The 24,514-nt window shown below is 71.5% G+C and carries 24 protein-coding genes and 1 pseudogene; 16 read left to right on the forward strand and 9 right to left on the reverse strand.

The window, feature by feature from the left end; all coding sequences use genetic code 11:
* Window positions 1-2 precede the first annotated feature (2 nt).
* Together ACFVJX_RS28915 and ACFVJX_RS28920 are read right to left on the reverse strand one after the other, a co-directional pair.
* Window positions 3-527 carry a DUF1990 family protein gene (locus tag ACFVJX_RS28915; RefSeq protein ID WP_384122416.1) on the reverse strand — a complete coding sequence of 175 codons (525 nt, stop codon included), beginning with the start codon at window positions 525-527 and terminating at the stop codon, window positions 3-5.
* Complete coding sequence (locus ACFVJX_RS28920) at window positions 524-1,378, reverse strand: YndJ family protein (protein ID WP_384122413.1); 855 nt, start codon at window positions 1,376-1,378, stop codon at window positions 524-526. The genes ACFVJX_RS28915 and ACFVJX_RS28920 overlap by 4 nt, the downstream gene beginning before the upstream one ends.
* Before the next feature lie 196 nt (window positions 1,379-1,574).
* Here ACFVJX_RS28920 and ACFVJX_RS28925 point away from each other — a divergent pair, with 196 nt between their 5' ends.
* Together ACFVJX_RS28925 and ACFVJX_RS28930 are read left to right on the forward strand one after the other, a co-directional pair.
* Window positions 1,575-2,732, forward strand: coding sequence for a DUF6777 domain-containing protein (locus ACFVJX_RS28925; protein WP_384122410.1), 1,158 nt, complete (start codon window positions 1,575-1,577; stop codon window positions 2,730-2,732).
* 191 nt (window positions 2,733-2,923) lie between these two features.
* A complete protein-coding gene (locus ACFVJX_RS28930; RefSeq protein ID WP_384122407.1) occupies window positions 2,924-3,976 on the forward strand; it encodes a chitinase in 1,053 nt (350 codons plus the stop codon).
* An 80-nt stretch (window positions 3,977-4,056) separates the two neighbouring features.
* On the opposite strand, the gene ACFVJX_RS28935 is transcribed toward ACFVJX_RS28930, so the two are convergent.
* A complete protein-coding gene (locus tag ACFVJX_RS28935; RefSeq protein WP_384122404.1) occupies window positions 4,057-5,418 on the reverse strand; it encodes an FAD-dependent oxidoreductase in 1,362 nt (453 codons plus the stop codon).
* 275 nt (window positions 5,419-5,693) lie between these two features.
* Between ACFVJX_RS28935 and ACFVJX_RS28940 the strand changes: the two genes are divergently transcribed.
* From ACFVJX_RS28940 to ACFVJX_RS28985, 10 genes are all read left to right on the forward strand, one after another.
* The gene (locus ACFVJX_RS28940; protein ID WP_384122401.1) at window positions 5,694-7,760 is read left to right on the forward strand and encodes a SpoIIE family protein phosphatase; all 2,067 of its coding nucleotides are present in this window, start codon (window positions 5,694-5,696) and stop codon (window positions 7,758-7,760) included.
* A gap of 159 nt (window positions 7,761-7,919) precedes the next feature.
* On the forward strand, window positions 7,920-9,302 hold the full coding sequence (locus ACFVJX_RS28945; RefSeq protein WP_384122399.1) for a wax ester/triacylglycerol synthase family O-acyltransferase: 1,383 nt from the start codon (window positions 7,920-7,922) through the stop codon (window positions 9,300-9,302).
* Between the two features lie 161 nt (window positions 9,303-9,463).
* Window positions 9,464-10,444 carry an aldo/keto reductase gene (locus ACFVJX_RS28950; RefSeq protein WP_384122396.1) on the forward strand — a complete coding sequence of 327 codons (981 nt, stop codon included), beginning with the start codon at window positions 9,464-9,466 and terminating at the stop codon, window positions 10,442-10,444.
* Between the two features lies 1 nt (window position 10,445).
* Window positions 10,446-10,757 carry an L-rhamnose mutarotase gene (locus ACFVJX_RS28955; protein ID WP_384122393.1) on the forward strand — a complete coding sequence of 104 codons (312 nt, stop codon included), beginning with the start codon at window positions 10,446-10,448 and terminating at the stop codon, window positions 10,755-10,757.
* A 1-nt stretch (window position 10,758) separates the two neighbouring features.
* Window positions 10,759-11,616: an amidohydrolase family protein gene (locus ACFVJX_RS28960; RefSeq protein ID WP_384122391.1), complete on the forward strand. Its 858-nt coding sequence runs from the start codon at window positions 10,759-10,761 to the stop codon at window positions 11,614-11,616.
* Between the two features lie 33 nt (window positions 11,617-11,649).
* Window positions 11,650-12,510 carry an Fpg/Nei family DNA glycosylase gene (locus ACFVJX_RS28965; protein WP_384122388.1) on the forward strand — a complete coding sequence of 287 codons (861 nt, stop codon included), beginning with the start codon at window positions 11,650-11,652 and terminating at the stop codon, window positions 12,508-12,510.
* 29 nt (window positions 12,511-12,539) lie between these two features.
* Entirely contained in the window at window positions 12,540-13,292 is a 753-nt protein-coding gene (locus ACFVJX_RS28970; protein WP_384122385.1) for a LytR/AlgR family response regulator transcription factor, read from the forward strand.
* A 64-nt stretch (window positions 13,293-13,356) separates the two neighbouring features.
* Window positions 13,357-13,719 (forward strand): hypothetical protein, encoded by a 363-nt coding sequence (locus ACFVJX_RS28975; RefSeq protein WP_384122382.1) that lies wholly within the window; start codon window positions 13,357-13,359, stop codon window positions 13,717-13,719.
* Window positions 13,716-15,197, forward strand: a complete 1,482-nt coding sequence (locus ACFVJX_RS28980) for a cation acetate symporter (protein WP_384122379.1) — start codon at window positions 13,716-13,718, stop codon at window positions 15,195-15,197. Before ACFVJX_RS28975 ends, ACFVJX_RS28980 begins: the two co-directional genes overlap by 4 nt.
* A complete protein-coding gene (locus tag ACFVJX_RS28985) occupies window positions 15,194-16,384 on the forward strand; it encodes a sensor histidine kinase (protein ID WP_384122376.1) in 1,191 nt (396 codons plus the stop codon). Before ACFVJX_RS28980 ends, ACFVJX_RS28985 begins: the two co-directional genes overlap by 4 nt.
* Window positions 16,385-16,418: 34 nt before the next feature.
* Here the strand turns inward: ACFVJX_RS28985 and ACFVJX_RS28990 are convergent, their stop codons facing one another.
* Entirely contained in the window at window positions 16,419-16,931 is a 513-nt protein-coding gene (locus ACFVJX_RS28990; RefSeq protein ID WP_384122373.1) for a hypothetical protein, read from the reverse strand.
* 124 nt (window positions 16,932-17,055) lie between these two features.
* On the opposite strand from ACFVJX_RS28990, the gene ACFVJX_RS28995 reads away from it, so the two are divergent.
* Window positions 17,056-17,253, forward strand: coding sequence for a zf-HC2 domain-containing protein (locus tag ACFVJX_RS28995; protein WP_384122370.1), 198 nt, complete (start codon window positions 17,056-17,058; stop codon window positions 17,251-17,253).
* On the opposite strand, the gene ACFVJX_RS29000 is transcribed toward ACFVJX_RS28995, so the two are convergent.
* The gene (locus ACFVJX_RS29000) at window positions 17,187-17,756 is read right to left on the reverse strand and encodes a sigma-70 family RNA polymerase sigma factor (protein ID WP_384122368.1); all 570 of its coding nucleotides are present in this window, start codon (window positions 17,754-17,756) and stop codon (window positions 17,187-17,189) included. The two genes, ACFVJX_RS28995 and ACFVJX_RS29000, sit on opposite strands and share 67 nt — an antisense overlap.
* Before the next feature lie 176 nt (window positions 17,757-17,932).
* Window positions 17,933-18,394, reverse strand: a complete 462-nt coding sequence (locus ACFVJX_RS29005; protein ID WP_384122365.1) for a universal stress protein — start codon at window positions 18,392-18,394, stop codon at window positions 17,933-17,935.
* A gap of 165 nt (window positions 18,395-18,559) precedes the next feature.
* Here ACFVJX_RS29005 and ACFVJX_RS29010 point away from each other — a divergent pair, with 165 nt between their 5' ends.
* Complete coding sequence (locus tag ACFVJX_RS29010; protein ID WP_384122363.1) at window positions 18,560-19,402, forward strand: polysaccharide deacetylase family protein; 843 nt, start codon at window positions 18,560-18,562, stop codon at window positions 19,400-19,402.
* 49 nt (window positions 19,403-19,451) lie between these two features.
* On the opposite strand, the gene ACFVJX_RS29015 is transcribed toward ACFVJX_RS29010, so the two are convergent.
* The gene (locus ACFVJX_RS29015; RefSeq protein ID WP_384122360.1) at window positions 19,452-20,111 is read right to left on the reverse strand and encodes a class F sortase; all 660 of its coding nucleotides are present in this window, start codon (window positions 20,109-20,111) and stop codon (window positions 19,452-19,454) included.
* Window positions 20,112-20,425: 314 nt separating this feature from the next.
* Here ACFVJX_RS29015 and ACFVJX_RS29020 point away from each other — a divergent pair, with 314 nt between their 5' ends.
* Window positions 20,426-21,037, forward strand: coding sequence for a hypothetical protein (locus tag ACFVJX_RS29020; RefSeq protein ID WP_384122357.1), 612 nt, complete (start codon window positions 20,426-20,428; stop codon window positions 21,035-21,037).
* Between the two features lie 89 nt (window positions 21,038-21,126).
* Here the strand turns inward: ACFVJX_RS29020 and ACFVJX_RS29025 are convergent, their stop codons facing one another.
* Together ACFVJX_RS29025 and ACFVJX_RS29030 are read right to left on the reverse strand one after the other, a co-directional pair.
* Window positions 21,127-21,681 carry a hypothetical protein gene (locus ACFVJX_RS29025; protein WP_384122354.1) on the reverse strand — a complete coding sequence of 185 codons (555 nt, stop codon included), beginning with the start codon at window positions 21,679-21,681 and terminating at the stop codon, window positions 21,127-21,129.
* A 220-nt stretch (window positions 21,682-21,901) separates the two neighbouring features.
* The gene (locus tag ACFVJX_RS29030) at window positions 21,902-22,669 is read right to left on the reverse strand and encodes a hypothetical protein (protein WP_384122350.1); all 768 of its coding nucleotides are present in this window, start codon (window positions 22,667-22,669) and stop codon (window positions 21,902-21,904) included.
* A gap of 755 nt (window positions 22,670-23,424) precedes the next feature.
* On the opposite strand from ACFVJX_RS29030, the pseudogene ACFVJX_RS29035 reads away from it, so the two are divergent.
* A pseudogene (locus tag ACFVJX_RS29035) lies at window positions 23,425-24,385 on the forward strand (SCO0930 family lipoprotein).
* Window positions 24,386-24,514 lie beyond the last annotated feature (129 nt).

The raw sequence follows: 24,514 nt of genomic DNA on the forward strand, positions 1-24,514 counted from the left end.
CCTCAGTTCCGCGTTTCGCGCTGCTGAGTGACGATCCGGCGCAGGGTGCGGCCGAGCCTGCGCGCGTACCAGAGCTGGGCCACCGGTACGAGGGGGCCGGCGAGCCGGGAGTACCAGCGGGCGGGCCGGCTGAACGCCATGACGGTGAACGACACCGTTCCGTCGTCCGCCAGGTCGACCACGAAGGACTCCTCACCGCATTCGGGATGCCCGGTCAGGGTTCCGTACGCGAACCCGATGCGCTGCGGCCCGTACTCGGTCCAGATGACCCGGCAGGGTGCGGAGAACCCGAACGGGCCGGCTCCCAGCGTCACCCGAACGGCCGCTCCGGGCTCGGCCCGTGGCGCCGATGCCGCCACCCGCGCTCCCGAGGCGCGGTGCATTCGGAATTCGGTGACCGCGGCACCGGCGGCCTCGAAGTCCGCGCGGCCGTGGCCGACCCGGTCGCGGTGGTGCAGGTGGTGGTAGCCGTCGGGGAGCGGGCCGAGGCGGGTGGCGCCCGCCTCCGGGTAGGTCAGGGTGCTCATGCGGTGCGTCCTTCGGGATCGGTGCGGTCACGGAGCCGCTTCCAGGCGAGCACCGAGCAGAGCGCGAAGCCCAGCGCGTTGCCGACGCCGTGGGTGGCGGCCATCCAGGTCAGGGTGGGGTGGGGGAGTCCGGTGGCCTCGCCCAGCGCCCAGCTCAGCGCGAGCGCCATGGTCACCACGAGCACGCCGGCCGAGACGGCGAGCAGCACCCGGGTGGCCCGGTCGCGGCCCGTCGCCCGGACCGTCCGCCAGGTCAGCAGGGCGACCGTCCACATCCCCGCCGTCAGCACGACCGCCCCGGCGAGCTCGGCCCGGTCTCCGACGAAATAGCCGATCAGGACGAGCAGGGTCCCCATCGGCACACTCAGCGCCGCGAACCGGCCGGCCCTGCTGTCGACGAGCCGGCACACCAGCCCCGAGACCAGCGCGGCGGCGAATCCGGCGAAGTGGAAGTGCGGCACGGTCAGCGCCAGGATGCCGGGGCCGAATCCGAGGAGCGTACTTCCGGAACGCTCGGCGACCAGTGCGGTGGCGGCGATCGCGGGAGTCACCAGGGCGGTGAGCAGCGCGATCTCGGCGGGTGCGGTGCCGGGGGAGCGGAGCGGCGCGGTGCGGCCGATGAGCCGCGCCACGGCGTGCAGTGCGAGAAGCGCGGCCCCGAGCGCGTAGCAGAGGGCGAGCACCGTGGCGGGTGTGCCGCGGTGCAGCCAGAGGGAGGCGGCTCCGGGGACGGCGAACGCCGGCCAGAGCCGCCGGATCCGGTCGAGCTCCGGTACCTCCGCCAGCCGCAGCCCCGCCGGCACGATCACCAGCATGCCGAGCGCCACGATCAGACCGACCACGACCGTCATGACCCACCCCCGTCTTGAACATGTTCAACTTCTGTCGTCGTTGACTCTAGAGCCTTTCTTGAACGTGTTCAAGGTGATGTGGTGACGCTCATCCGGCTTCTGAGGCCGCCGCCCGCCGTCGGCTTGCGGGGGATGGGCAACTGCGGCAGACATGAGGGGACCACTCGGGACCGGCGAACCGGCAGGAGACCTCTTCGTGAGCTCACCCATCCGTCTGCGCCGAGCTGCGGGCGCCACGCTGTCCGCCGGGATCCTCCTCGCCGCGGGCTGTGCGCAGCACACCGCAGGCAGCAGCAACGGCACCAAGGGGACCGCCGACGTCCGGGAGGTCCTCCTGCAGCCGGCCGGGGAGCCGGGGCCCGACCCCTTCACCGGATCGACGGCCAGGCCGCCCGGCGCGACGGCTGCGCCGTCCCACACGGCTCCGCCGCGGAGTCCGGCCCCGGGCGACGGTGCCGTCCACCTCGCCGGGTCCACTCCGGGCCTCTACGGCGGCACCCGCTCCGTCGCCTCCTGCGACGTCGAGAAGGCGGTCCGCCTCCTCGTCGCCGACCGGGCCAAGGGGAAGGCCTTCGCGCATGCCGCGGGTATCGCCCCGAGTGGCATCGCCGGCTTTCTGCGCGGGCTGACCCCGGTCCTGCTGCGCGCGGACACGCGGGTCGCCAACCACGGCTTCGGCGCGGGATCCGCGACGACCTTCCAGTCCGTGCTCCAGGCGGGCACCGCGGTGATGGTCGACAGTCACGGGCTGCCGCGCGTGCGGTGCGCCTGCGGAAATCCGCTGACCGCGCCGGACGGTGCGCGTGTGGCCGCGGGCGGGGCGGGGGAGTGGACCGGCTACGACCCGGCGCGCATCGTCGTCGTCGAGCCGGCCCCGCGCGAGGTCACGGGCCTGATGATCGCCGATGCCGTGCACCACGCCTGGATCGAACGGCGGGCCGGAGACGAGGGCGGGCGGGACCGCAGGCCCGAGGTGCCGCCGCCGTACGGCCCCGGCGCGGACATAACCGGGCCGCTGCCCCACGTGCCGCCCGCGGAGCCGACCGACTGCCCCACGCCCGGCGTACCGACGCCGCCCGGGGAGGAGGTCACCGTGACGGAAAGCCCTTCGGGTGTGCCGTCCGAGGCGCCGGGCGACGACCGTGCGGAGCCGCGCTGCCCCACTGACCCGCCGTCGGGCGATGCCACCGAGCCACCCGGCACGCCGTCGGACCTCCCGCCCGACGAGCCGACCGGCACCCCGGACGAACCCCCGGGTGATCCAGTGCCGTCGATGACCGAGGAACCGCAGACCGCGATCGAACTGCCGTGGCCGGACGGCGCGGACGGGGTCGCGGAGCCCGTCACCGGGTGAGCCGGGCTGCGCCGGGCGGAGGGCGGGGCCCGTCCGGAGCCATCGCGCGCATGGTCCAGACCTATTGACGGAAGGTCTGGACCACTTTAGCGTGTGCCGCGTTGTGGCGGCCGGGATGTCAGGGGCTCTGACTTGTCAGGATCATGGCATTTGCGGCTCCTCTGGTCTCCACCCCACGAAGGGAACCGGGCATGTTCGGTCGGACATCACGTCTGCTGGGGGTCGGCCTCGCGGCCGCGTGCGTCGTACAGACGCTGGTAGCGGCGACGCCCAGCTCCGCGCAGGACGACACCTGTGCGGTCAGGTCCAAGCCCGCGGGCAAGGTGCTCCAGGGGTACTGGGAGAACTGGGACGGCGCGTCCAACGGCGTGCACCCGCCGCTGGGCTGGATCCCCGTCACCGACAGCCGCATCACGCAGCACGGCTACAACGTGATCAACGCGGCCTTCCCCGTCATCCTGTCCGACGGCACCGTCCAGTGGGAGGACGGGATGGACTCGACGGTGAAGGTCCCGACCCCGGCCGAGATGTGCCAGGCGAAGGAGTCCGGGCTCACCACCCTGATGTCCATCGGCGGCGCGACGGCCGGAATCGACCTCAGCTCCGCCGCGGTGGCCGACCGCTTCGTCGAAACGGTGGTGCCGATCCTCAAGAAGTACAACTTCGACGGCATCGACATCGACATCGAGACCGGGCTGAGCGGCAGCGGCGACATCAACCAGCTGTCGGCCTCGCAGTCCAACCTGATCCGCATCATCGACGGCGTGCTCGACGCGATGCCGTCGAACTTCGGTCTGACGATGGCTCCGGAGACGGCGTACGTCACGGGCGGCAGCGTCACGTACGGCTCGATCTGGGGCGCGTACCTGCCCATCGTCAAGAAGTACGCGGACAACGGCCGGCTGTGGTGGCTGAACATGCAGTACTACAACGGCAGCATGTACGGCTGCGCCGGCGACTCGTACCCGGCGGGCACCGTCGAGGGCTTCACCGCGCAGACCGACTGCCTGGACAAGGGGCTCGTCGTCCAGGGCACCACGATCAAGGTGCCCTACGACAAGCAGGTCCCGGGTCTTCCGGCCCAGTCGGGAGCGGGCGGCGGCTACATGGCGCCCGGTCTCGTCTCCGAGGCCTGGAACCACTACAACGGCGGTCTGAAGGGCCTCATGGACTGGTCGCTGAACTGGGACGGCTCCAAGGACTGGACCTTCGGCGACAACGTCAAGGCACTGCAGGGGCGCTGACCGCCCCGCACGGCGACGGACGACGGCCCCGGAAGGTCTCCTGTGCGGAGTCCTCCCGGGGCCGTCGTCCGTCGCGTCGGTCAGGCCCCGGAGGCGTCCAGCATGGCGTCGCGCTCCACGACCTTGACCCGCTCGCGGCCCTGCTCCTCGCCGAGCGCGCGCTCGTGGGCGTCCAGCCGGTACCAGCCCTCGCGGGTGGTGTAGCGGACGCCGCGGGCCCGCAGGAAGTCGGTGACGGCCTCCGGCTCCGGCTGCGCCGGGGCGGGCAGTCGGCCGGTGGTGTGGTCCTCGAGCAGGCAGGCGACGGTTTCGTTGGCGTCGCCCTTGGTGTGGCCGATCAGGCCGATCGGCCCGCGCTTGATCCAGCCGGTGACGTACACCGAGTCCATCGGCTCGTCACCTGCGAGTACCCGTCCGGCGGCGTGCGGAACGGTGCCGGACGCGACGTCGAAGGGGAGCTTGGGCAGCTCCTGCGAGTAGTAGCCGACCGCGCGGTAGACGCTCTGCACGTCCCAGTCGTTGAAGCGGCCGGTCCCGCGCACGTTGCCCGTGCCGTCCAGTTCGGTGCGCTCGGTACGCAGTCCGACGACCCGGCCGTCCTCGCCCAGGATCTCGACCGGGGACTCGAAGAAGTGCAGGAAGAGCTTGTGCGGCCGGTCGCCGACATCGCGGATCGCCCAGTTCTCCAGCGTGGAGGCGACCATGTTGGCCTGCTTGTTCGCGCGCCGGGTCTCGATCGAGCCCTGGTCGTAGTCGATGTCCTCGGGGTTGACGATGACCTCGATGTTCGGCGAGTGGTCCAGCTCGCGCAGCTCCATCGGGCTGAACTTGGCCTGGGCGGGGCCACGCCGTCCGAAGACGTGCACCTCCAGCGCCTTGTTGGCCTTGAGGCCCTCGTGGACGTTGGCGGGGATCTCCGTCGGCAGCAGTTCGTCGGCGGTCTTGGCGAGCACACGGGCCACGTCCAGGGCCACGTTGCCGACGCCCAGGACCGCGACCTTCTCGGCCTCCAGCGGCCAGGTGCGCGCCACGTCGGGGTGGCCGTCGTACCAGGAGACGAAGTCGGCGGCCCCGTGCGAACCGTCCAGGTCGCTGCCCGGTATGTCCAGGGCCCTGTCCGCGTCGGCGCCGGTGGAGAAGATGACGGCGTCGTAGAAGGTCCGCAGCTCGTCCAGGCCGATGTCGTTCGGGTAGTCGACGTTGCCGAAGAGCCGCAGCTGCGGCTTGTCCAGGACCTGGTGCAGCGCCTGCACGATGCCCTTGATCCGGGGGTGGTCGGGGGCCACGCCGTAACGGATCAGACCGAAGGGGGCCGGCATCCGCTCGAACAGGTCGATGGACACGCCCGGGTCGGAGGCGGCCTCGGATTTGAGCAGCGCGTCCGCTGCGTAGATCCCGGCGGGACCGGCTCCGACGATGGCTACGCGGACGGGGCGTGTCATGGAGGGCTGTTCCTTAGAACGGGCGAACACGGACGGGGCGAGTCTTGGTAAGGCTTGGCTTAGTTCGCCCTCCGCACACGTTAGCCGCTGCTTCCGGCCGCTTCCCGGGCGGGTCGGCGTTCCGTACCCGTTTCCGGCGGGCCCGACGGGGCCCGGCTCCGCTGATCCCTTGGCCTCAGGCCCCGGAGGCAGGTCCGCGGAATGTGTTCCATCGCACGTTCAACAGATGGACAGCTCAGTCGAAGAATCGGACAAATGGTGGCAGAGTTGCCCACATGGATGATCGGGTAGCGGGTGCCCTGTCACTCCCGGACGACTGGCCCGCCCACCCGGACCTCAGTCTCGCCCTGAACCGAATGGGCAGCTTCGACTGGGACCTCGACAGCGGCCTCATGCACATGGATCAGCCCGCCCTGGACGTGTTCGACCTGCGGGCCGACGAATACGACAACCGGCCGGCGACGCTCGCCCTGCGCGTGCCGCCGGACGAGGGCGTGCGGCTGGACGCCATGGTCGCCCAGGCGCTCAAGAGCGGGCAGAGCAATTACGGGGCGTACTTCCGCACCCTGCGCCGCGACGGCAGCCTGCGCTGGACCCACACCCAGGGTTTCGTCCGGCGCGACGAGTCCGGCCGGCCCCGCCGGATCATCGGTATCGTCCGCGACGCCACCCAGGAGCTGGCCGACTCCACGGCCCGTCGCGAGCTGGACGAGGAGCGCCGCCGCCGGACCAGCCTGGTGGAGGGCACCACGGCCGCGCTCGCTCACGCCCGTACCGTCAGGGACGTCACGGACGTGCTCCAGAACTCCCAGGGCCTCGCGCTCCTGGGGGCGACGAGCCTGGTCATGGGGTTGATAGAGGCCGGGCGCATCCATCTGGTCGCGGACGGGCCGGAGGGCTCCTTCGTGCCCGGCACCCGGTACACCCGGACGGACGAGCCGTACCCGATGAGTGAGGTCGTCCGCACGCTCACCCCCCGCTTCATCGATTCCGCCGAGGACTTCGCCACCTCGTACCCGATCCTGTGGCCCCACATCAGCCATCTCGGCATCACATCGGCCGCCTATCTGCCGCTGATCGCCCAGGCCCGCCCGATCGGCGCACTCGGGCTGCTCTACAGCGACAAGGACGGTTTCACCGGCGACGAGCGCAATCTGCTGGTCGCCCTCGGCAGTTCCATCGCCCAGAGCCTGCAGCGCGCCATGCTCTACGAGCAGGAGCACGATCTCGCCGAGGGGCTCCAGCAGGCGATGCTGCCGCGCCGGATTCCCGAGGTGCCCGGTGCGCAGATCGCCGTCCGGTACCGCTCGGCCCGGATGGGCCGGGACATCGGCGGCGACTGGTACGACGTCATCCCGCTGCCCGGCGGCCGGGTGGGCGCCGTCATCGGGGACGTACAGGGACACGACACCCATGCGGCGGCGGTCATGGGCCAGCTGCGCATCGTGCTGCGGGCCTACGCCGCCGAGGGGCACAGCCCCGCCACGGTGATGGCCCGGGCCTCCGTCTTCCTGCACGAACTCGACACCGACCGCTTCGCGACCTGCACCTACGCCGAGGCCGATCTGACCACCGGAGTCGTCCAGATCGTCCGGGCCGGCCATGTGGACCCCCTGGTCCGGGAGGCCGACGGGAGCTGTCGCCGGGTTCCCGTCGACGGCGGGCTGCCGCTCGGGCTCTCCGCGATGTTCGGGCGGCTGGAGTACCCGGTCAGCACCGTCGAGCTGGACCCCGGCCAGACCATGGTGCTGTTCACCGACGGCCTGGTGGAGCTGCCGGGCTCCGACCTCGACGAGGGGACGCAACTGCTCGCCGGGATGATCAGGAACGGCCCGCAGGACCTCCAGGAGCTGGTCGACCGGCTCTGCGAATGGGTCGACGAGCGGGGAGGCGAGGACGATGTCGCGGTGCTGGCGCTGCGGCGCAAGGCCGCCCACGCCCCGCAGCCCGGCGGCCGGCTCCAGCAGCACGTGGCGCAGAACGACCCCGAGGCGCTGAGTTCGGCACGCCACATGATCCGCGCGGCGGTACGGGCCTGGGGTGCGAAGGGCCGGGCCGACGAGGTCGAACTCGCGGCCGACGAGCTGACCACCAACGCGCTGATGCACACCGACGGCGGGGCGATCGTCACCATCCGGGTGCTCACCGGGCCCGAACGGCGGCTCCGGGTCGATGTCGAGGACCGGTCGAGCGCGCTGCCGCGCCGCCGGGACGCGGGCGAATCGGGAGTGTCGGGCCGGGGGCTGATGCTCGTGGACCGGCTGGCCGACGGCTGGGGCGTCGAGTCCCGGGGCACCGGAAAGTGTGTCTGGTGCGAGTTCGTCATTCCGCCACGCGACTGACCCGGCCGAACCGGCACTCGCCGAACCATGGGAATTCGCACTACCGATAAGTAACAGAACGTAACATGTCTGTACTTGACCGTAACTGACCGGGCGGGATTGACTGCGACTCCGTCAGTCTTCGTCTTCCATCTTCGTCATCCATGACATGAGGACCCGTTGGGCACTGAGCTACTGGCACCTCTCGATCTCGCCTTCTGGCACCTCGAGTCCGATGCCCACCCCATGCACCTCGGTGCGCTCGCAGTCTTCTCCCCGGACGGTGGCCGGACTCCCGCGCCCGACGCCCTGCTGGAGCTGCTGGGCACCCGGGCCGCCGCCATCCCCCGGCTCCGGATGCGGGTGCGGGACGTGCTGCTGCCGGTCGGCGGCGCCGCCTGGTCGGCGGACAAGGACTTCGACGTCCATCGCCACGTCAAGCGGGTGGAGCTGCCCGGAATGGCGGCGGGGGACGAGGACGCCTTCATGGCGGCGGCCACCCGGCTCGCCGGTGAGCTGATGGAGCAGCCGCTGCGCAGGGGGCTGCCGCCCTGGCAGATGTATGTGATCGGCGGCCCCGCCGACGGCCCCTTCGCCGTCCTGGTCAAACTCCACCACGCGCTCGCCGACGGAATGCGCGCGGTCGCGATCGGGGCCGGGATCTTCGACGAGATCGCCTCCTTCGCGGGCCGCGGACGGGCCGGAGCACCGGCCGGCCGGGCCCGGCCGGTGCCGCCGCGCTCCTGGATGCCGGGCCCGCGTCAGGTCGCCGGTCTCGCGCTCGGACGGATCGAGGACCTCGGCCGGGCCTTCGGCGTCGGAGCCTCACTGGTACGCGCCAGCCGCCTCGATCTGCGCGGCGCACCGGCGCTCAGCGCCAGCTCCAGCGGCACCCGGCGACTGGCCACCGCCGACCTCGACCTCGACGCCGTGCAGCGCATCCGCCGGGTCGCGGGCGGCACCTCCAACGACGTGCTGCTCGCCGTCGTCGCCGGAGCGCTGCGCCGCTGGATGCTGGAGCGCGGCGAGCCGCTGCCCGGCGCCGATCCGCGTGCCCTGGTCCCCGTCTCCCGGCGCCGCCCCGGTGGCGCCGCCGCCACCGGGAACCGCCTCTCCGCCTATCTGCTCGGCCTCCCGGTCTCCGAACCCGACCCCTGGGAACGGCTGCGGGCGGTACGCGGTGCCATGGACCGGAACAAGGCGGGCGGGCCGCTGCGCGGGGCCGGCGCGGTCGCCGTGCTCGCCGACCAACTGCCCTCACTGGCCCACCGCTTCGGTGCCCCGCTCGCCGGGAACGCGGCCAGGATGCTCTTCGACGTACTGGTCACCAGCGTGCCGTTGCCGCGTTCGGCCCTCTCGCTCGCCGGCTGCCCGCTGCGCGCGCTGTACCCGATGGCGCCGCTGGCCCGGGGGCAGTCGCTGGCCGTGGCGCTCACGACGTACGGCGGCAAGGTGCAGATCGGGCTGGTGGCCGACGGCAAGGCGCTGCCCGACCTGGAGCGCCTCGGCCGCTGCGCCGAGGACGAGGTGGCGGAACTGCTCGCACTGCTGCCCGCCCGGTGAGGCGTGTGGCGTGTGGCGCGGCACCATACACCGCGTCATAGATCGGACAGATTCCCGCGCACGCACCGTAGTTGATGCTCTCCAGGGTGTTGACGCACCCAAGTGATCCGATGAATATTTGCCGGGTGCACCAGGCGATCATCGGGGAGGGCGGCGGAAGCATGCGGCGCAACAGGCTGGGGAACAGTGCGGTCGAGGTCACCGAGCTGTCCTTCGGGGCGGCCGCCATCGGCAATCTCTTCAGAGCCGTCGAACCGGCCCGGGCCGCGGCCGCCGTCGACGCCGCCTGGGACGAGGGCGTCCGCTACTTCGACACCGCCCCGCACTACGGACTCGGCCTCTCGGAGCGACGGCTCGGCGAGGCGCTGCGCGGCCGCCCCCGCGAGGCGTACGTACTGTCCACCAAGGTCGGCCGGGTCCTCGACCCGCTGCCCGACGGCGGCCCCGCATCCGAAGGACTGTCCGAGGGCTTCGCGGTACGGGCCACCCACCGCCGCCGCTGGGACTTCAGCGCCGCAGGGGTCCGCCGCAGCATCGAGGACAGCCTCGAACGGCTCGGCCTCGACCGCATCGACATCGCCTATCTGCACGACCCGGACGACCACGCCGAAGCCGCCTTCCGGCAGGCCTATCCGGAACTGGAGAAGCTGCGCGCGGAAGGCGTCATCGGCGCCATCGGGGCCGGCATGAACCAGACCGCGATGCTCACCCGCTTCGTCCACGAGACCGATGTCGACGTGGTGCTCTGCGCCGGCCGCTACACCCTCCTCGACCAGTCCGCCCTGAGCACTCTGCTGCCCGCGGCCGCTGCCCGCGGCCGTGGCGTCGTCGTCGGCGGGGTCTTCAACTCCGGCCTCCTCGCCGACCCGCGCCCCGGCGCGACGTACGACTACGCCGCGGCCCCGCTGAACCTCCTGGACCGGGCCCTGCGCCTCAAGGCCGTCACCGAGGGCCACGGTGTGCCGCTGCGCGCCGCCGCCCTGCACTACCCGCTCACCCACCCCGCCGTCGCCGGCGTACTCGTCGGCTCCCGCTCCCCGGACGAGGTGCGTGACGCCGCCACGCTGCTGCGCAGCCCGGTCCCCGACGCACTCTGGGACGAGCTGCGCGAGGCGGGCCTGCTGACCGAGAACGGACACTGACATGCGTATCGCCCTGCACACCCAGGTCCGCGCGGACCGCATAGCGCCGTACGAGGCCGCGCACCGCGAGGTCCCGGCCGAACTGACCCGTGCGATCCGTGCCGCGGGCGCCACCTCCTGGACGATCTGGCGCAGCGGAACGCACCTGTTCCACGTCATCGAGTGCGAGGACTACGCCCGGCTCCTGCGCGAACTGGAAGAACTCCCCGTGAACGTCGCCTGGCAGGCCCGGATGGACGAGCTCCTCGACGTCACACACGACTACTCGCCGGACGGCACCGAGGCCGGCCTCCCCGTCGTCTGGGAGCTGTGAGATGACCGGTGCCGGGCGGATCGTCGACGCCCACCACCACGTCTGGGACCTCGCGGTCCGCGACCAGGACTGGATCACCGGCGAGGAAATGGCGCCCCTGCGACGCGACTTCTCCCTCGCCGACCTGGAACCGGAGGCGCGTGCCAACGGCGTCACCGCCACGGTGCTCGTGCAGACCGTCACCGTCCCGGAGGAGACCCCCGAATTCCTCGCGCTCGCCGACAGCAGCGATCTGGTGGCCGGCGTCGTCGGCTGGAGCGACCTCACCGCGCCGGACATCACCGACACCCTGACCGCCCTGCGCGAACTGCCCGGCGGCGACCGGCTCGTCGCACTGCGCCACCAGGTCCAGAGCGAACCGGACCCCGAATGGCTGCTGCGCCCCGACGTCCTGCGCGCCCTGGCCGCGGTCGCCGACGCCGGGCTCGTCTACGACCTGGTGGTCCTGCCGCACCAGCTGCCCGCCACCGTCCGGGCCGCCGCACTCCTGCCGCAGCTCACCTTCGTGCTCGACCACGCGGGCAAACCGCCCGTCGCCGCCGGGAAGCCGCGCCCCTGGACCGACGACGTGCGGGCACTGGCCGCCCTCCCCAACACGGTGTGCAAACTCTCCGGCCTGGTCACCGAGGCAGACCCGCAGACATGGACCGTCGAAGACCTGCGGCCCTACGCCGACACCGTCATCGACGCCTTCGGGCCGGCCCGGCTGATGTTCGGCTCGGACTGGCCGGTGTGCCGGCTGGCGGCCACGTACACGGAGGTCGTCGAGACGGCCCGTACCCTCGTCGCCGGTCTCGGCCCCGACGAACGGGCCGCCGTTTTCGCCACCACCGCCGAGCGCGTGTACGGCCTCCGGTAGGCACCGGGGCGGCTGCTGCGGCAGGCTGGAACCATGCCCGAACTGCCGGAAGTCGAAGCCCTGCGGGTCTTCCTCGACGACCACCTGGTCGGCAGGGAGATCGAACGCGTCGTCCCGCTCGCCATCAGCGTCCTGAAGACGTACGACCCGCCGCTCACCGCCCTGCACGGCGGCACGGTCGGTGACGTCCGGCGGCACGGCAAGTTCCTGGACATCGGTGTCGGCCCGCTGCACCTGGTCACCCACCTCGCGCGGGCCGGCTGGCTGCACTGGAAGGACAGCTTCCCCGCCACCCCGCCGCGCCCCGGCAAGGGCCCCCTGGCACTGCGCACCGTCCTCACCGGCGGGGACGGCTTCGACCTAACCGAGGCGGGCACCACCAAACGGCTCGCCGTCCACCTCGTGCACGACCCCGCCGAGGTGCCGGGCGTGGCCCGGCTCGGGCCCGACCCCCTCGATCCCTCCTTCGACCGTGCCGCGTTCGCCGCGCTCCTGGACGGGGAACGCCGCCAGATCAAGGGCGCGCTGCGCGACCAGTCGCTCATCGCCGGCATCGGCAACGCCTACAGCGACGAGATCCTGCACGCCGCGAAGATGTCGCCCTTCAAGCTCACCGCGCACCTCGGCGACGAGGAGATCACCCGGCTCCACACCGCCCTGCGCACCACGCTCGACGACGCCGTCGCCCGCTCCAGCGGAGTCGCGGCGGGCCGGCTCAAGGCGGAGAAGCGCAACGCGATGCGGGTCCACGGACGCACCGGGGAGGCCTGCCCGGTCTGCGGGGACACCATCCGCACGGTCTCCTTCAGCGACTCATCACTCCAGTACTGCCCGACCTGCCAGACCGGCGGGAAGCCGCTCGCCGACCGCAGGCTCTCCAAGCTGCTCAAGTAGCGCGCCCGGCCGGTCTACACTCCGGCCTCATGCTGCGCGTACTCGCCGTCGACGACGAAGAACCCGCCCTGGAGGAACTCCTGTACCTCCTGCGCGCCGACCCCCGCATCCGCAGCGCCGAAGGGGCCACCGGCGCCACCGAGGCGCTGCGCCGGATCGGCGGCGCCGTCGAAGCGGGCCCCGAGGACGCCGCCGCCATCGACGTCGTCTTCCTCGACATCCACATGGCGGGCCTCACCGGCCTCGACGTCGCCCAGCTGCTGGCCGGGTTCGCCGCGCCCCCGCTCATCGTCTTCGTCACCGCCCACGAGGGCTTCGCCGTGCACGCCTTCGACCTCAAGGCCGTCGACTACGTCCTCAAGCCCGTACGCCGCGAACGCCTCGCCGAGGCGGTGCGCCGCGCCGCCGAACAGGTCGGCGAGCGCTCCGCACCGGCCCATGACACCGCGAACGACCAGATCCCGGTCGAACTGGGCGGCGTCATCCGCTTCGTCCCGATCGACGACATCGCGTACGCCGAGGCCCAGGGCGACTACGCGCGGCTGCACACCGCCACCGGCAGCCATCTGGTCCGCGTCCCGCTGACCACCCTGGAGGAGCGCTGGCGCAGCCGCGGCTTCGTACGCATCCACCGCCGGCACCTCGTGGCGCTCGGCCGGATCGACGAACTGCGCCTGGACGCGGGCAGCATGAGCGTGCGCATCGGTACCGCGGAACTCGCCGTCAGCCGCCGGCACACCCGGGCGCTGCGCGATCTGCTGATGCGGCAGGGCAGCCGCTGACCAGGGGCTACCCGCGTTCGAATCCCTTCCCAGCGGGGCCGGGTGCTGCGTACACTCCGGCCCCATGTCCGCAGAGTCAACGCCCCGGCGTGAAGTGGTGACGGGGGAGCCCCGGCGGGTGCGTCCGCTGCCGCGCTACCGCACCCAGTCGGAGATCGACGAACAGACCGCGCTGGGCGGTGCCTACGTACGCTCGTTGATGCGCAGCCAACTGCGCGCGGGACTCACCGCCTTCGCCGTCCTCGCCGTCGTCGCCGGCACCCTGCCGCTGGTCTTCGAGGCACTGCACAGCGACGCCGTCGTCTGGGCCGTCCTCGGCTTCGCCGCCTACCCGCCGCTCACCCTGATCGCCTGGTGGTACGTGCGCCGGGCCGAGCGCAACGAGCACGACTTCGCCCGGCTCGTGGAAGGCCGCCCCGCACAGTGAGCCGCACGTACGCGGTGGCGGCCGTCGCTGTCGTCGTCCTCGCCACCGTCCTCGTCGGCGGATTCGGGCTGCGCATCTCCCGCACCACCTCCGACTTCTACGTCGCCTCGCGCACCGTACGGCCACGGCTCAACGCGGCCGCCATCAGCGGCGAGTACCTCTCGGCCGCCTCCTTCCTCGGCATCGCGGGACTGGTCCTCGTGCACGGGCCCGACATGCTCTGGTACCCGGTGGGCTACACCGCCGGCTATCTGGTGCTGCTGGTCTTCGTCGCGGCACCGCTACGCCGCTCGGGGGCGTACACCCTGCCCGACTTCGCCGAGGGACGCCTCGAATCCCGACAGGTGCGTCGGCTCGTCAGCGCGCTCGTAGTCGGCGCCGGCTGGCTCTACCTCGTGCCCCAGCTCCAGGGCGCCGGACTCACCCTGAAGATCCTCACCGGGGCCCCGGGCTGGCTCGGCGACGTCCTGGTCGCCTCCGTGGTCGTCCTCGCCGTCGCCGCGGGCGGCATGCGTTCCATCACCTTCGTCCAGGTCTTCCAGTACTGGCTGAAGCTGACCGCGCTCCTGGTCCCCGCCCTCTTCCTGGTGCTGGCCTGGCAGGGCGACGGACGGCCCCGCGTCACCTTCGACGAGCAGTTGTCCGTCTTCCGCGCCGACCACCCGCTCTACGCCACCTACGGCCTCATCGTCGCCACCTTCCTCGGCACCATGGGGCTGCCGCACGTCGTCGTCCGCTTCTACACCAGCCCCAACGGCCGCGACGCCCGCCGCACCACCGTCGCCGTCCTCGCCCTGATCGGTGTCTTCTACCTGCTGCCGCCCGTTTACGGAGCCCTCGGCCGGCTGTACGCCCCCGAGCTCATCCAGGGCGGTGACGCCGACGCCGCCGTGCTGCTGCTGCCCGGCCGGGTGATCGGCGGGCTCGGCGGCGACCTGCTCGGCGCGCTCATCGCGGGCGGCGCCTTCGCCGCCTTCCTGTCCACCGCATCCGGACTGACCATGGCCGTCGCCGGCGTCATCACCCAGGACGTCCTGCCCTCGCGCGGCGTACGGCACTTCCGGCTGGCCACGGTCCTCGCCATCTCCGTCCCGCTGGCAGGCTCCCTGATGGTCAGCCGGGTACCGGTCGCCGACTCGGTGGGCATGGCGTTCGCCGTGTCGGCGTCCTCCTTCTGCCCACTGCTCGTCCTCGGCATCTGGTGGCGCCGGCTCACCCCGCCCGGAGCCGTCGCCGGACTCCTCCTCGGCGGCGGCTCCGCACTGCTCTCCGTCGCCATCACCGTCAGCGGCGCGGTGCGCCCGCCCGGCTGGCCGCACGCGCTGCTCGCCTGGCCCGCCGTCTGGTCCGTGCCCGTCGGCTTCCTCGCCATGATCCTCGTCTCGCTCGCCACACAGAGCCGGATACCGGCCGGCACGAACGCCGCCATGACCCGCTTCCACCTGCCCGAAGCGCTCACATCGGGGAGGCACAGGTGACCGGAGCCGAATACGCGGTCATCGTGCTCATCGGCGTCCTGCTGTCCGGCGCCGGCGTGCTGGCCGGACGCCGCACCGCCCGCCCCGTCCGCACCAGCGACGTCGGCACCCCCGTGGAGCACGCCACCTTCGAGACCCTCCACACCGCCTCCCTGGCAGCGCCCCCGCTGCGCGCCGGACTCACCGAGGACAGCGCCCGCAGGTCCGCCCGCCGGCTGCGCTCACTGCTCGGCACCGACGCCCTGTGCCTCACCGACCGCGAGCGGATCCTGGTCTGGGACGGCGAGGGCGAACACCACGGCCGGCACGTCATGGAGGAGGTGCGCGAACTGCTCGCCAGCGGCCGCGACACCGCCTTCCACAGCGGCTGCGACGATCTGGACTGCCCGCTGCGGTGGGCCGTCGCCGTGCCGCTCACCGTCGACCACCGGGTCCTCGGAGCGCTGATCGCCTACGCGCCCAGGGAGTCGGCGGTACTGGCCCGGGCCGCCGGCGAGGTCGCCCGCTGGGTCTGCGTACAGCTGGAACTGGCCGAACTCGACCGCTCACGCACCCAGCTCATCGAGGCCGAGATCAGGGCTCTGCGCGCACAGATCTCCCCCCACTTCATCTTCAACTCACTCGCCGCCATCGCCTCGTTCGTCCGCACCGACCCCGAACAGGCCCGTGAACTCCTGCTGGAGTTCGCCGACTTCACCCGCTACTCGTTCCGCAGCCACGGCGACTTCACCACCCTCGCCGACGAACTGCACTCCATCGACCAGTACCTGGCCCTGGTCCGGGCCCGCTTCGGCGAACGGCTCTCGGTCACCCTCCAGGTCGCCCCCGAGGTGCTGCCCGTCGCCCTGCCGTTCCTCTGCCTCCAGCCACTGGTCGAGAACGCCGTCAAACACGGACTCGAAGGAGTGGTCACCTCGAGCCGCATCACCATCAGCGCCCTGGACGCCGGCTCCGAGGCCGAGGTCGTCATCGAGGACGACGGAATCGGCATGGACCCGGAACGGCTGCGCCACATCCTGCGCGGCGAGGGCGGTAAGTCCACCGGAGTCGGCCTGCTCAACGTGGACGAACGGCTGCGCCAGGTGTACGGGGACGATTACGGGCTCGTCATCGAGACGGGCATCGGCGCAGGCATGCGGATCACGGTACGGCTGCCGAAATACCGCGCCGGGGTGCACGGCACCTGAAGGAGCGGCCGGCCGGATCTCGGTACACCGGATCTCAGTACAGGTGGATCGAGAGGTGGCCCAGCGGGAGACCCAGCTGCCAGGCAGGGGTCCACACCTGGGCCGGCGCGCCCTCTTCCTCCGGGTCCCGCGTGCCGTCGGCGGGCTCCCAGGGCGGCGGGCCGATCGCGTCCAGATCGGCTGCCAGCAGTTCGGTGTCCTCCAGCCACCGCCAGGCCGCCCGGGCCAGAGCGAGGTCCGGGCCGGGGTCACCCGCCGCCTCCAGCGCGTCGAGCCGCGCGCAGACCCAGCGACACCACGGGGCCCCGTACGCCGTAAGCAGCCGCAGTTCGTCCACCCGGGTGGCGGGGAGGGAATCGGCCACCGCCCCGTCGGAGAGGAAGACGGTGAGGGCGAGCGCGTCACGGCCCGCCCGGTACTCCAGCGTCGCCGGCTCCATCAGTTCGCCGGTCCGCAGCAGTTCGTCGGCGATGTACTCCGCGTACATCCAGGCCATCGGGATCAGCAGACCGCCGCCACTCGATCCGTCTTGACGTTCCGGACGCATCCGGTCTCGCCCCATTCCGTTCTCGGTACGGCCCTACACGCAGCATTGAACCGGGGGAGCGCGCCCCGCGTGGCCAGAAGGACAGGATCCGTCGGACCCGTTTCGTCACAGACATGAGGTTGCGATGACCGCCGACCCCGGGGAGGGACCGCACATGCGGCAGTTGCTCGGAGCCTATGTGCTCGACGCGCTCCCGGCCCCGGAGGCGCTGAGTGTCTCCCGCCATCTGCAGGGCTGCGACCGCTGCGCGGCCGACTACGTCGCGGTGGCGGAGGCCGCGGCCCTGCTGCCGCTGCTCACCGAGGAGGACCTGCTGGAGTAGCCGGGCAGATTGCGTGAGAGCAGCCGCAGGGCGTAGTACGAGCGGGACTTGACGGTGCCGGCCGGAATCCCGAGCACCTGGGCCGTCTCGCCCACACTGAGTCCGCGGAAGTAGATCTGCACCAGCACCGCCCGGTGTTCCGGGCTGAGGGTGCGCACGGCCTCGCGCACATCGAGCGCGGCCACGGCGGACTCCGCGGTGTCCTCCCCGTCCGGGGCGCTCTCCAGTACGGCGTCGCCCACCTCTGCGGGCCGGGCCAGCCGTGACCTGCGGGCGTCGATCGCCAGCCGGCGCCCGACGGTGAACAGCCACGGCCGCATCGACTCGTACGGCCCGTCGAAGGCCTCCGGGTGCTGCCAGGCCCGCACGAGCGTCTCCTGGAGCAGATCCTCGGCCCGCTGCCGGTCGCCGAAGGTCAGGCCGAGCAGGAAGTGGAACAGTGCCGGGCCGTGCTCACGCTGCAGATCCGCGAGGGCCCGCTCATCGGTCGTCGTCGTGGTCATGGTGAACGCCCTTCCCCGCGGAGGTCCCTGCCGCCTCGCCTGACTGGCGTATACGAACGCATTCGCGCCCGTGGGAACAGGACAAACGCCGCCCTGTGCGACGAGCGGTCGCACGGAGCGGCGAATGGTGCGGTGAGCGGTCGGGCGGCGTCGGCGGGAGCGCGAGGAAGAGGCCCTTACGGGACGACGGTGACGGGCCAGCGCCCCGCCTTGACCAGACGGACTGCCACCGAGCCGATGAAACGGTGCCCCGCCGACTCCGACGCCCCCACCACCACGGCGTCCGCCTTCAGTTCGTCCGCCGCCGTCACCAGCCCGTTGTACGGATCACCACGGAAGGTGTGGAACTCCCAGCGCACATCCCATATGTCCTTCATCCGCTCGGCCGACTCCCGGATCTCGCTGACCAGACCCTCCGCGACCTCTCCGGTCGTATCGCCGACCGGCGCACCGAGCGCGGCGCCCGCGGGCAGCACGGGTTGTACGTAGACGAGGGCGAGCATCGCCCGCTGCCGACGGGCGAGACCTGCCGCGTAGGCGGCGCCACGCATGGAGGACTCGGAACCGTCGAGGCCCGCGACGATCACTTTGGGACCGTCTGTGCCACGTTCGAACTGGTGAGGTTGCTGGTCTGTCACGGCAGTGAGGCTATCCGCTCCCGGCACGGCCGCCCGTCCGGGTTCCGGGCCGGTCAGGCGCGGCGCTGCCGGTTGCCGCGGCCGGACTCCCCCCATTGGGTGCAAAACCCCCCGTATCCGGTGTCGTTGAGGAGGGTGGGAGTGCGAACGTGCGAGCAGTTGGTCATGAAACATGATCAGAGGCTGCCGATGCGCAGGACGCTGCTGAGGCTGACCGCCGGGCTGGGGGCGGCCACTGTCGTGCGCCTCCTCGCGGCCGACACCGCGGGAACTCCCTTCCGGCGCCCCGCGCAGCCGTCGACCGCCGCGGCCGGGCCCCAGGCGGCCCTGCGGACCAGGCCGCTGTCCTATCGTCTGACTCCCATGACAGCCAATACGCCGCCCCGCTACCGTCCCTCGAAGCCTCCGGTGCGCACCCGGCCCTTCGAGAGGCTGCCGGATATCGGCCACGCGATGGTGCTGACCTTCGACGACGGCCCGGACCCGCTCTACACCCCGCACATCCTGGACACGCTGCGCAAGCACGACGTGCGGGCGATGTTCTTCCTCTGCGGGGAGATGGCCAACGACAACCAGGACCTGGTGCGCAGGATCTCCGACGACGGGCACACCGTCGGCAACCACTCTTGGACGCACCCGCTGGTCACCAAGCTCTCACGAGCGGGGATCACGGACGAGCTGGGCCGTACCAGCGACGTGATCGAGAAGATCACCGGTGCCGCGCCGCTCTGGTACCGGGCGCCGTACGGGGCCTGGAACCGCAATTCGTTCGAGATCGGCGCGGCCATGGGCATGGAGCCGATGGCCTGGACGGTGGACACGCTGGACTGGACGGTGCCCGGGACCGACAGCATCGTCCACCGGGTGAGGCAGGGGGCCGCGCCCGGGGTGGTGGTGCTCTCGCACGACGCGGGTGGCAACCGTTCGCAGAGTGTGGCCGCGCTGGGCCGCTACCTGCCGGAGCTGCTGGACGACGGGTACCGGCTCACGGTGCCGCAGCGGCGCTGAGGTGCGCGGCGGGCGCTGCCGGGGGCGGGGCGGCCCCCGGCAGCGGTGGTCAGCGCGTGGCGACCAGCCGGGCGAAGACCACGACGTTGCCGTCGTAGCCGTTGGCCTTGGTGAACCCGCCTCCGCAGGTGATGACCCGCAGCTCCGCCTTGCCGGTGTCGCCGTACACCCGGGCGCCGGGGAAGTCGTTCTTGGCGAACACCTCGACACCGTAGACCTCGAACACGGCGACCTGGCCGTCGCTGCGGGAGACCTCGACGCGGTTGCCCTTCTTCAGCGAGCCCAGACCGTAGAAGACCGCGGGTCCGGCCATGTTGTCGACGTGGCCGACGACGACGGAGGTGCCCAGCTGACCCGGCGCGATGCCGTTCTGGTACCAGCCCGCGAGATTGGGATCCTCCGGGGGCGGTGTCTCGATCCAGCCGTCCGGGTCCAGGTTCACGTCCACCACGGGGGCGTCGACCTGGATCGAGGGGATGGAGACGCGGTCGACGGGTGCGTACGCCAGGGGCTTCACCGCGGGGCCGGCCACCGGGGCCCCCGGGGAGTCCTTCTGGTGGTCCACGGAGGTGGCGGCGACCGGCTGAGGCGGTCCCGGCGAGAGGTCCGCGCCGTTCCGCATGAGTGCGATACCGGTGAGCATCACCAGGGCGAGCGCGCCCCACGGCGAGTGCCTGATCCGTTCGGGGCGCCAGCTGTCCCGGCCCATGGTTCTCCCTTCGTCGCGACGAGGGGAACGCTAGGCGCGGGGCGGCCGGGCGGCGATCAGGGAAGTGCGAACGGGTGGTGGCCATGGGGGTGGCTGCTTATCGGAGTAGTGCGTAGATAAAAATTCTGACGGTCTGTGACCTGCGGATCCATCAGTTTCACGCGGGCGGACACGGTGTGTCGGATCACCGGGGTGGAGCAGTGCCGAAATGCGGTGGATCAAGGATCTGGTGAGGGTTCGTCATGGGAGGCGTTCTCGTCGATCCATCCCGGCGCACAGAGCTCCGGGGGCGCTTCCCGCTGGAGGTTCGAACGATGCGTGCTACACGCGCTCTCGTTGTCGCCGCGACCGCCGTCGCCGCTCTCGGGCTCGGTGCCCCGATGGCAGCAGCTGGTGGAGACGTCGGGAATGGTCAGAGCAACGGGAACAACCAGAACAACCAGGGTGACTGGAACAACCAGGGCGACTGGAACAACGGCAACGGCAACGGGAACGGGAACGGCAACGGGAACGGCAACGGCCGCCCCAACGGGCCGAACAACGTGACCGTCGACCCCGAGCGCGTACACCAGGGCGCTGCCATGCAGGTCAGTGCCGAGGGTTGCGGGCGCGGTGGAAGCGTCTCGTCCAACGCCTTCCGGACCACCCGGCTGTCGGCGGGCCAGGTCGGCCGCGCCAGGGTCCGGATCCTCAACGACGCGACCCCCGGCTCGTACAACCTGACGGTGCGCTGTGACGGCACCGACCGGACGGCCGGCCACCGGTTCACCGTGCTCAACAGCCGGGGCGCGCAGGGCGGTCTCGGCGGCTCGATGGCCGCGGGCCCGGCCGAGATGGGCGTCGGGGCGGGTCTGGTCGCCTCGGCGGCCCTCGGCGGAGGCATGTACGTCATGCGCCGCCGGAGGATGAGCCATGGTGCGGTCTGATCTCGCCGACGCACCCGCAGGCCCGATAACGACGTCGCCCCGAGTCCTGTCACAGGACCCGGGGCGACTTTCGTTGCCGGCATCGCCGGTCAGTGCGAACGGTTCTCCCTGCGGCGTCGCGCCACGAACACCGTGCTCGTGGCGGCAGCCACCGCGAGCGCTGTGCCGACCACGATCATCGTGGTGTCGGGGCTGTCGATGCTGCCGCCGAGACCACCCTGGACGCCGGCCGGGGAGGCCGCCGCACTCGTGGTGCTCGTGGAGCTTGTGGTGGGTGTGCTCGTGGCCGCGCTGATCGTGAGGTTCACCTTGGCCGTGGAGCTCGGCGAGGTGTTGCAGGTGAACGTCACCTCGTAGGCGGCGGCCGGTTTGGCGTCCCAGTCGACCGTTGCCCTGGCCGTGCCACCCCTGGGGATGGTGACGGTGTCGAACACCCCGGAGGATGCCGTGGCCGTCGTGGAGCACCCGTTGGCGGCCAGGGTCACCTGGCCGCCCGGCGCGATCACCGACGGCGTGACGGTGTATCCGCTGCCGCCGTTGGACGGCCCGCCCGAAGTCGCGGCATACGCGGTCACGGCCGGGGCGGTCAGGGCGAGTGCTGCGGCGCCGAGCAGAGCGACGGGGGTGACACGTATTGCGCGCATGGTGAATCCTCCGGGTCCCCGAGGAGCAGCTGCGGAACGGATTTCCACAAAGCGTCAGAAATGCACCTCGATGCCGCCAACGCTAGAAGTGGTGCATTTCGCCCGCGATCGGGGTCCGTCCAATGGGGCACCGTTGTCCCCCGAGCGGCGCACGCACCGGGTGGTGCCCGGCCGCGGCGTGTTTTGAAAGTCCCCGCCTGTCCTGCTGCCGGGACGCGCCCTAGCCGCCCGAGGGACCCGGGAACAGATCGAGGAACGGTGCGGCGGTGGCCGAGAGTCCGCGGCCGAACGGTGAGTCGAAGTCCCAGATCAGGAAGAGCAGGAAGGCGATCAGGACGCTGAAGAGACCGGCCAACAGGAGTTCGCGGGGGGTGCGGCGGATCTGCAGGGTGAAGATCAGGCCCACGGTCACCAGCGCCCCGATGATCAGCCCGAACCAGACGACGCCGGGCATGGTGGCTCCGGCGCTCTGCCCGCGTGCGCTGCGGGCGTCGTCGGCCGCGGCTACCTGGTCGACCAGTGGCTGGTACGCCTCCCCCTCGTGGTCGGTCTTCGGTTTGTAGTCGGTGACATCGGCGCGCACCCGGTCGAGCAGCTCCGCTCCTCGGTCGCCGAGCTCGCCGTGCTTGATCATGGTCTGCCACTCGTCATGCACGACGTAGCTCACGTAGGCGTCGACATCGGCGCGGATCCGGGTGCGGACCTCCTTTGGGTAGACGGACGAACGCGCGTCGACCTCGTGGAGTGCCTGGGCCTCCTGGCGCACGTACTCCTGGGCGGCGCTCCGGCCCTCCCAGACACCCGCGATGGCCAGGCCCAGCACGATCGCGTAGACCACGCCGATCATCATCGTCATGTACTCGATGACATCAGGGGTTTCGGACGGGTCGTCGTCCGCGGGGAGCCGACGGTTGTTGAGTACGGCGATGGTCAGCACCACGGCGCTGGCCGCGACCATGGCGAAGGTGAGAACAAGCCATTCCGACATGTGGGTCTCCGTAGGTCATCGGGAACGGGGCCGCAGCACGGCGACGGCGAACACCGCGGGGGCTGTGATCATCAAGGTGAGCGTGACCAGGGAGGTATGGCGCGCCGGGGCCTTCCGCGCCGGTCTGCGGTAGGCGGGAAGGGCCACCGGCCGGGGCGTGGGGCGCACGGACGGCGATGGGGACGGCGACGGGGTCGGGGTCGGGCTCGGTGAGGGAGGTGGGGGCGGAGGCGGCGGAGGAGGCGGCGGCGCGGGCTCGGGCGGTGCGGGTGCTGGGGGCGGAGGCGGCGGTGGGGGTGGTGGTGGCGGTGGTGGAGGGGTCGGCCGGGGTGGTGGTGGCGGTGGGGGAGGAGTCGGTGCGGGCGGTGGGGTGGGTTCGGGTTTCGGCCCCGCGTGACAGCTGCCGTCACCGCTGGTGGCGACCGCGGAACCGCCCCCGTCGTCACCGATCGAGGCATACGCACAGTTGTCGGCCATTGCGGGCGCCGGGGCGGTCAACAGCCAGGTGAGTGCGACGGCTGCGGAGAGCCGGCCGATGAGTGATCCGTACACGACGGGGAGCATGTTCCGGGCCGCACGGCGGCACGCCGGACCGCCGTCGGATTCCCCTGATGGTGGGGACCTGAGGCACTCGGTGTTTGCGGCTCCGGGAAATTCTGTGGACGCATTGAACAAAGAGGCCCGCGGGTGGACGTAACCGGTGTCATGAACGACGCGGTGGCGTCGTAACTGGCATGGGAGCCAAGGGAGTTGACATGAACACCTGGCGGAACCCCTCGCTCGCGGTGACCGCGGCGGCCCTGCTGACGCCGACGGCGGCGTGCGGTCAGGGCAAGGGTGGAGAGTCGCCCGGCGGTCAGAACGTGGGAAACGTGAGCCCCGCCGGACAGGTGGGGGAGGGGTACGGATCGGACGGCGGACGGGGCCCCGACGCCTCACCCCCCGGGCCGGCCCCGGCGAAGCGGACCGGCCGGCTGGTGGCGCGCGAGAGCGAGAAGCTCGGCAAGGGGCTGACCGACAGCGCGGGATTCACGCTCTGCCGATTCGACAAGGGCACCGCGACTCCATCGAGGTCGAATTGCGAAGGCGACTGTGCGAAAGCCTGGCCGCCGGTGCTCGCCGGAAATAGCACGGCGGTGCCGGGCGTCGGTCCCGGGCTCGTCGGCGGGATCACCCGTGCCGACGATACCCGTCAACTCGCTCCGGTCGGTTGGTCGTTGTAACGGTATGCCAAGGACTCCGAGCCCGGCGACGAGTCGGGGCGGGGCGTCGGTGGCACCTGGTACGCGGCGGTGCCGGACGGCGGGAAGGCCGTGGCGGGTGCCGACGGCCCGTCCGGGGGAAAACCGCAGCTCCCGCGGGGCTCTCGGTGCGCAAGGAACCGGAACTCGGCGATATCGTCGTGGACAAACGCGGCATGATCGTCTACCGGTTCAAGAAGGATGTCGCATGGCCGATGAAGTCGGCATGTACCGGGGCCTGTCTCTCGAAGTGGCCGGTCGTCGCGCCGCTCGACAGGAATGCCGTGAAGGTGTCACCACCAAGGGCTTTGTCACCTTCGACCGCCCCGACGGACTCGGGCGGCAGGCCGTCGGCTGCTGGCTCCGCCATACCTTCTCCGGTGACATCGAGCCCGGCGACACCAACGTCCGGGCTGTCGGGGGCACATGGTACGCGGCATCCCCCAAAGCCGAGCTCGTCGGTGCGCCAAAGTAGTTCTATCGCGAACTTATCCGCGCCACCCTGCCGCCCGAATGTCACAGGCAGCGACGGGATGGTTGCAGTTGCCACGGGTGTGACCAATAACGGACCGCTAATTTCCGTTTCCGCTCGCTCTCCTGGCGG

It is taken from the genome of Streptomyces sp. NPDC127177 (genome assembly GCF_042672475.1).
Taxonomy (GTDB): Bacteria; Actinomycetota; Actinomycetes; order Streptomycetales; family Streptomycetaceae; genus Streptomyces.

Excerpts from the sequence above, each read along its gene's own strand:
- ACFVJX_RS28930 (WP_384122407.1), top strand. The coding sequence starts at position 2,924 with ATGTTCGGTCGGACATCACGTCTGCTGGGGGTCGGCCTCGCGGCCGCG.
- ACFVJX_RS29010 (WP_384122363.1), top strand. The coding sequence starts at position 18,560 with ATGAAACATGATCAGAGGCTGCCGATGCGCAGGACGCTGCTGAGGCTG.
- ACFVJX_RS28965 (WP_384122388.1), top strand. The coding sequence starts at position 11,650 with ATGCCCGAACTGCCGGAAGTCGAAGCCCTGCGGGTCTTCCTCGACGAC.
- ACFVJX_RS28960 (WP_384122391.1), top strand. The coding sequence starts at position 10,759 with ATGACCGGTGCCGGGCGGATCGTCGACGCCCACCACCACGTCTGGGAC.
- ACFVJX_RS29000 (WP_384122368.1), bottom strand. The coding sequence starts at position 17,756 with ATGACCACGACGACGACCGATGAGCGGGCCCTCGCGGATCTGCAGCGT.
- ACFVJX_RS28970 (WP_384122385.1), top strand. The coding sequence starts at position 12,540 with ATGCTGCGCGTACTCGCCGTCGACGACGAAGAACCCGCCCTGGAGGAA.
- ACFVJX_RS28950 (WP_384122396.1), top strand. The coding sequence starts at position 9,464 with ATGCGGCGCAACAGGCTGGGGAACAGTGCGGTCGAGGTCACCGAGCTG.
- ACFVJX_RS28990 (WP_384122373.1), bottom strand. The coding sequence starts at position 16,931 with ATGCGTCCGGAACGTCAAGACGGATCGAGTGGCGGCGGTCTGCTGATC.
- ACFVJX_RS29030 (WP_384122350.1), bottom strand. The coding sequence starts at position 22,669 with ATGTCGGAATGGCTTGTTCTCACCTTCGCCATGGTCGCGGCCAGCGCC.
- ACFVJX_RS28915 (WP_384122416.1), bottom strand. The coding sequence starts at position 527 with ATGAGCACCCTGACCTACCCGGAGGCGGGCGCCACCCGCCTCGGCCCG.
- ACFVJX_RS28975 (WP_384122382.1), top strand. The coding sequence starts at position 13,357 with ATGTCCGCAGAGTCAACGCCCCGGCGTGAAGTGGTGACGGGGGAGCCC.
- ACFVJX_RS29025 (WP_384122354.1), bottom strand. The coding sequence starts at position 21,681 with ATGCGCGCAATACGTGTCACCCCCGTCGCTCTGCTCGGCGCCGCAGCA.
- ACFVJX_RS28935 (WP_384122404.1), bottom strand. The coding sequence starts at position 5,418 with ATGACACGCCCCGTCCGCGTAGCCATCGTCGGAGCCGGTCCCGCCGGG.
- ACFVJX_RS29015 (WP_384122360.1), bottom strand. The coding sequence starts at position 20,111 with ATGGGCCGGGACAGCTGGCGCCCCGAACGGATCAGGCACTCGCCGTGG.
- ACFVJX_RS28940 (WP_384122401.1), top strand. The coding sequence starts at position 5,694 with ATGGATGATCGGGTAGCGGGTGCCCTGTCACTCCCGGACGACTGGCCC.
- ACFVJX_RS29020 (WP_384122357.1), top strand. The coding sequence starts at position 20,426 with ATGCGTGCTACACGCGCTCTCGTTGTCGCCGCGACCGCCGTCGCCGCT.
- ACFVJX_RS28955 (WP_384122393.1), top strand. The coding sequence starts at position 10,446 with ATGCGTATCGCCCTGCACACCCAGGTCCGCGCGGACCGCATAGCGCCG.
- ACFVJX_RS28920 (WP_384122413.1), bottom strand. The coding sequence starts at position 1,378 with ATGACGGTCGTGGTCGGTCTGATCGTGGCGCTCGGCATGCTGGTGATC.
- ACFVJX_RS28995 (WP_384122370.1), top strand. The coding sequence starts at position 17,056 with ATGACCGCCGACCCCGGGGAGGGACCGCACATGCGGCAGTTGCTCGGA.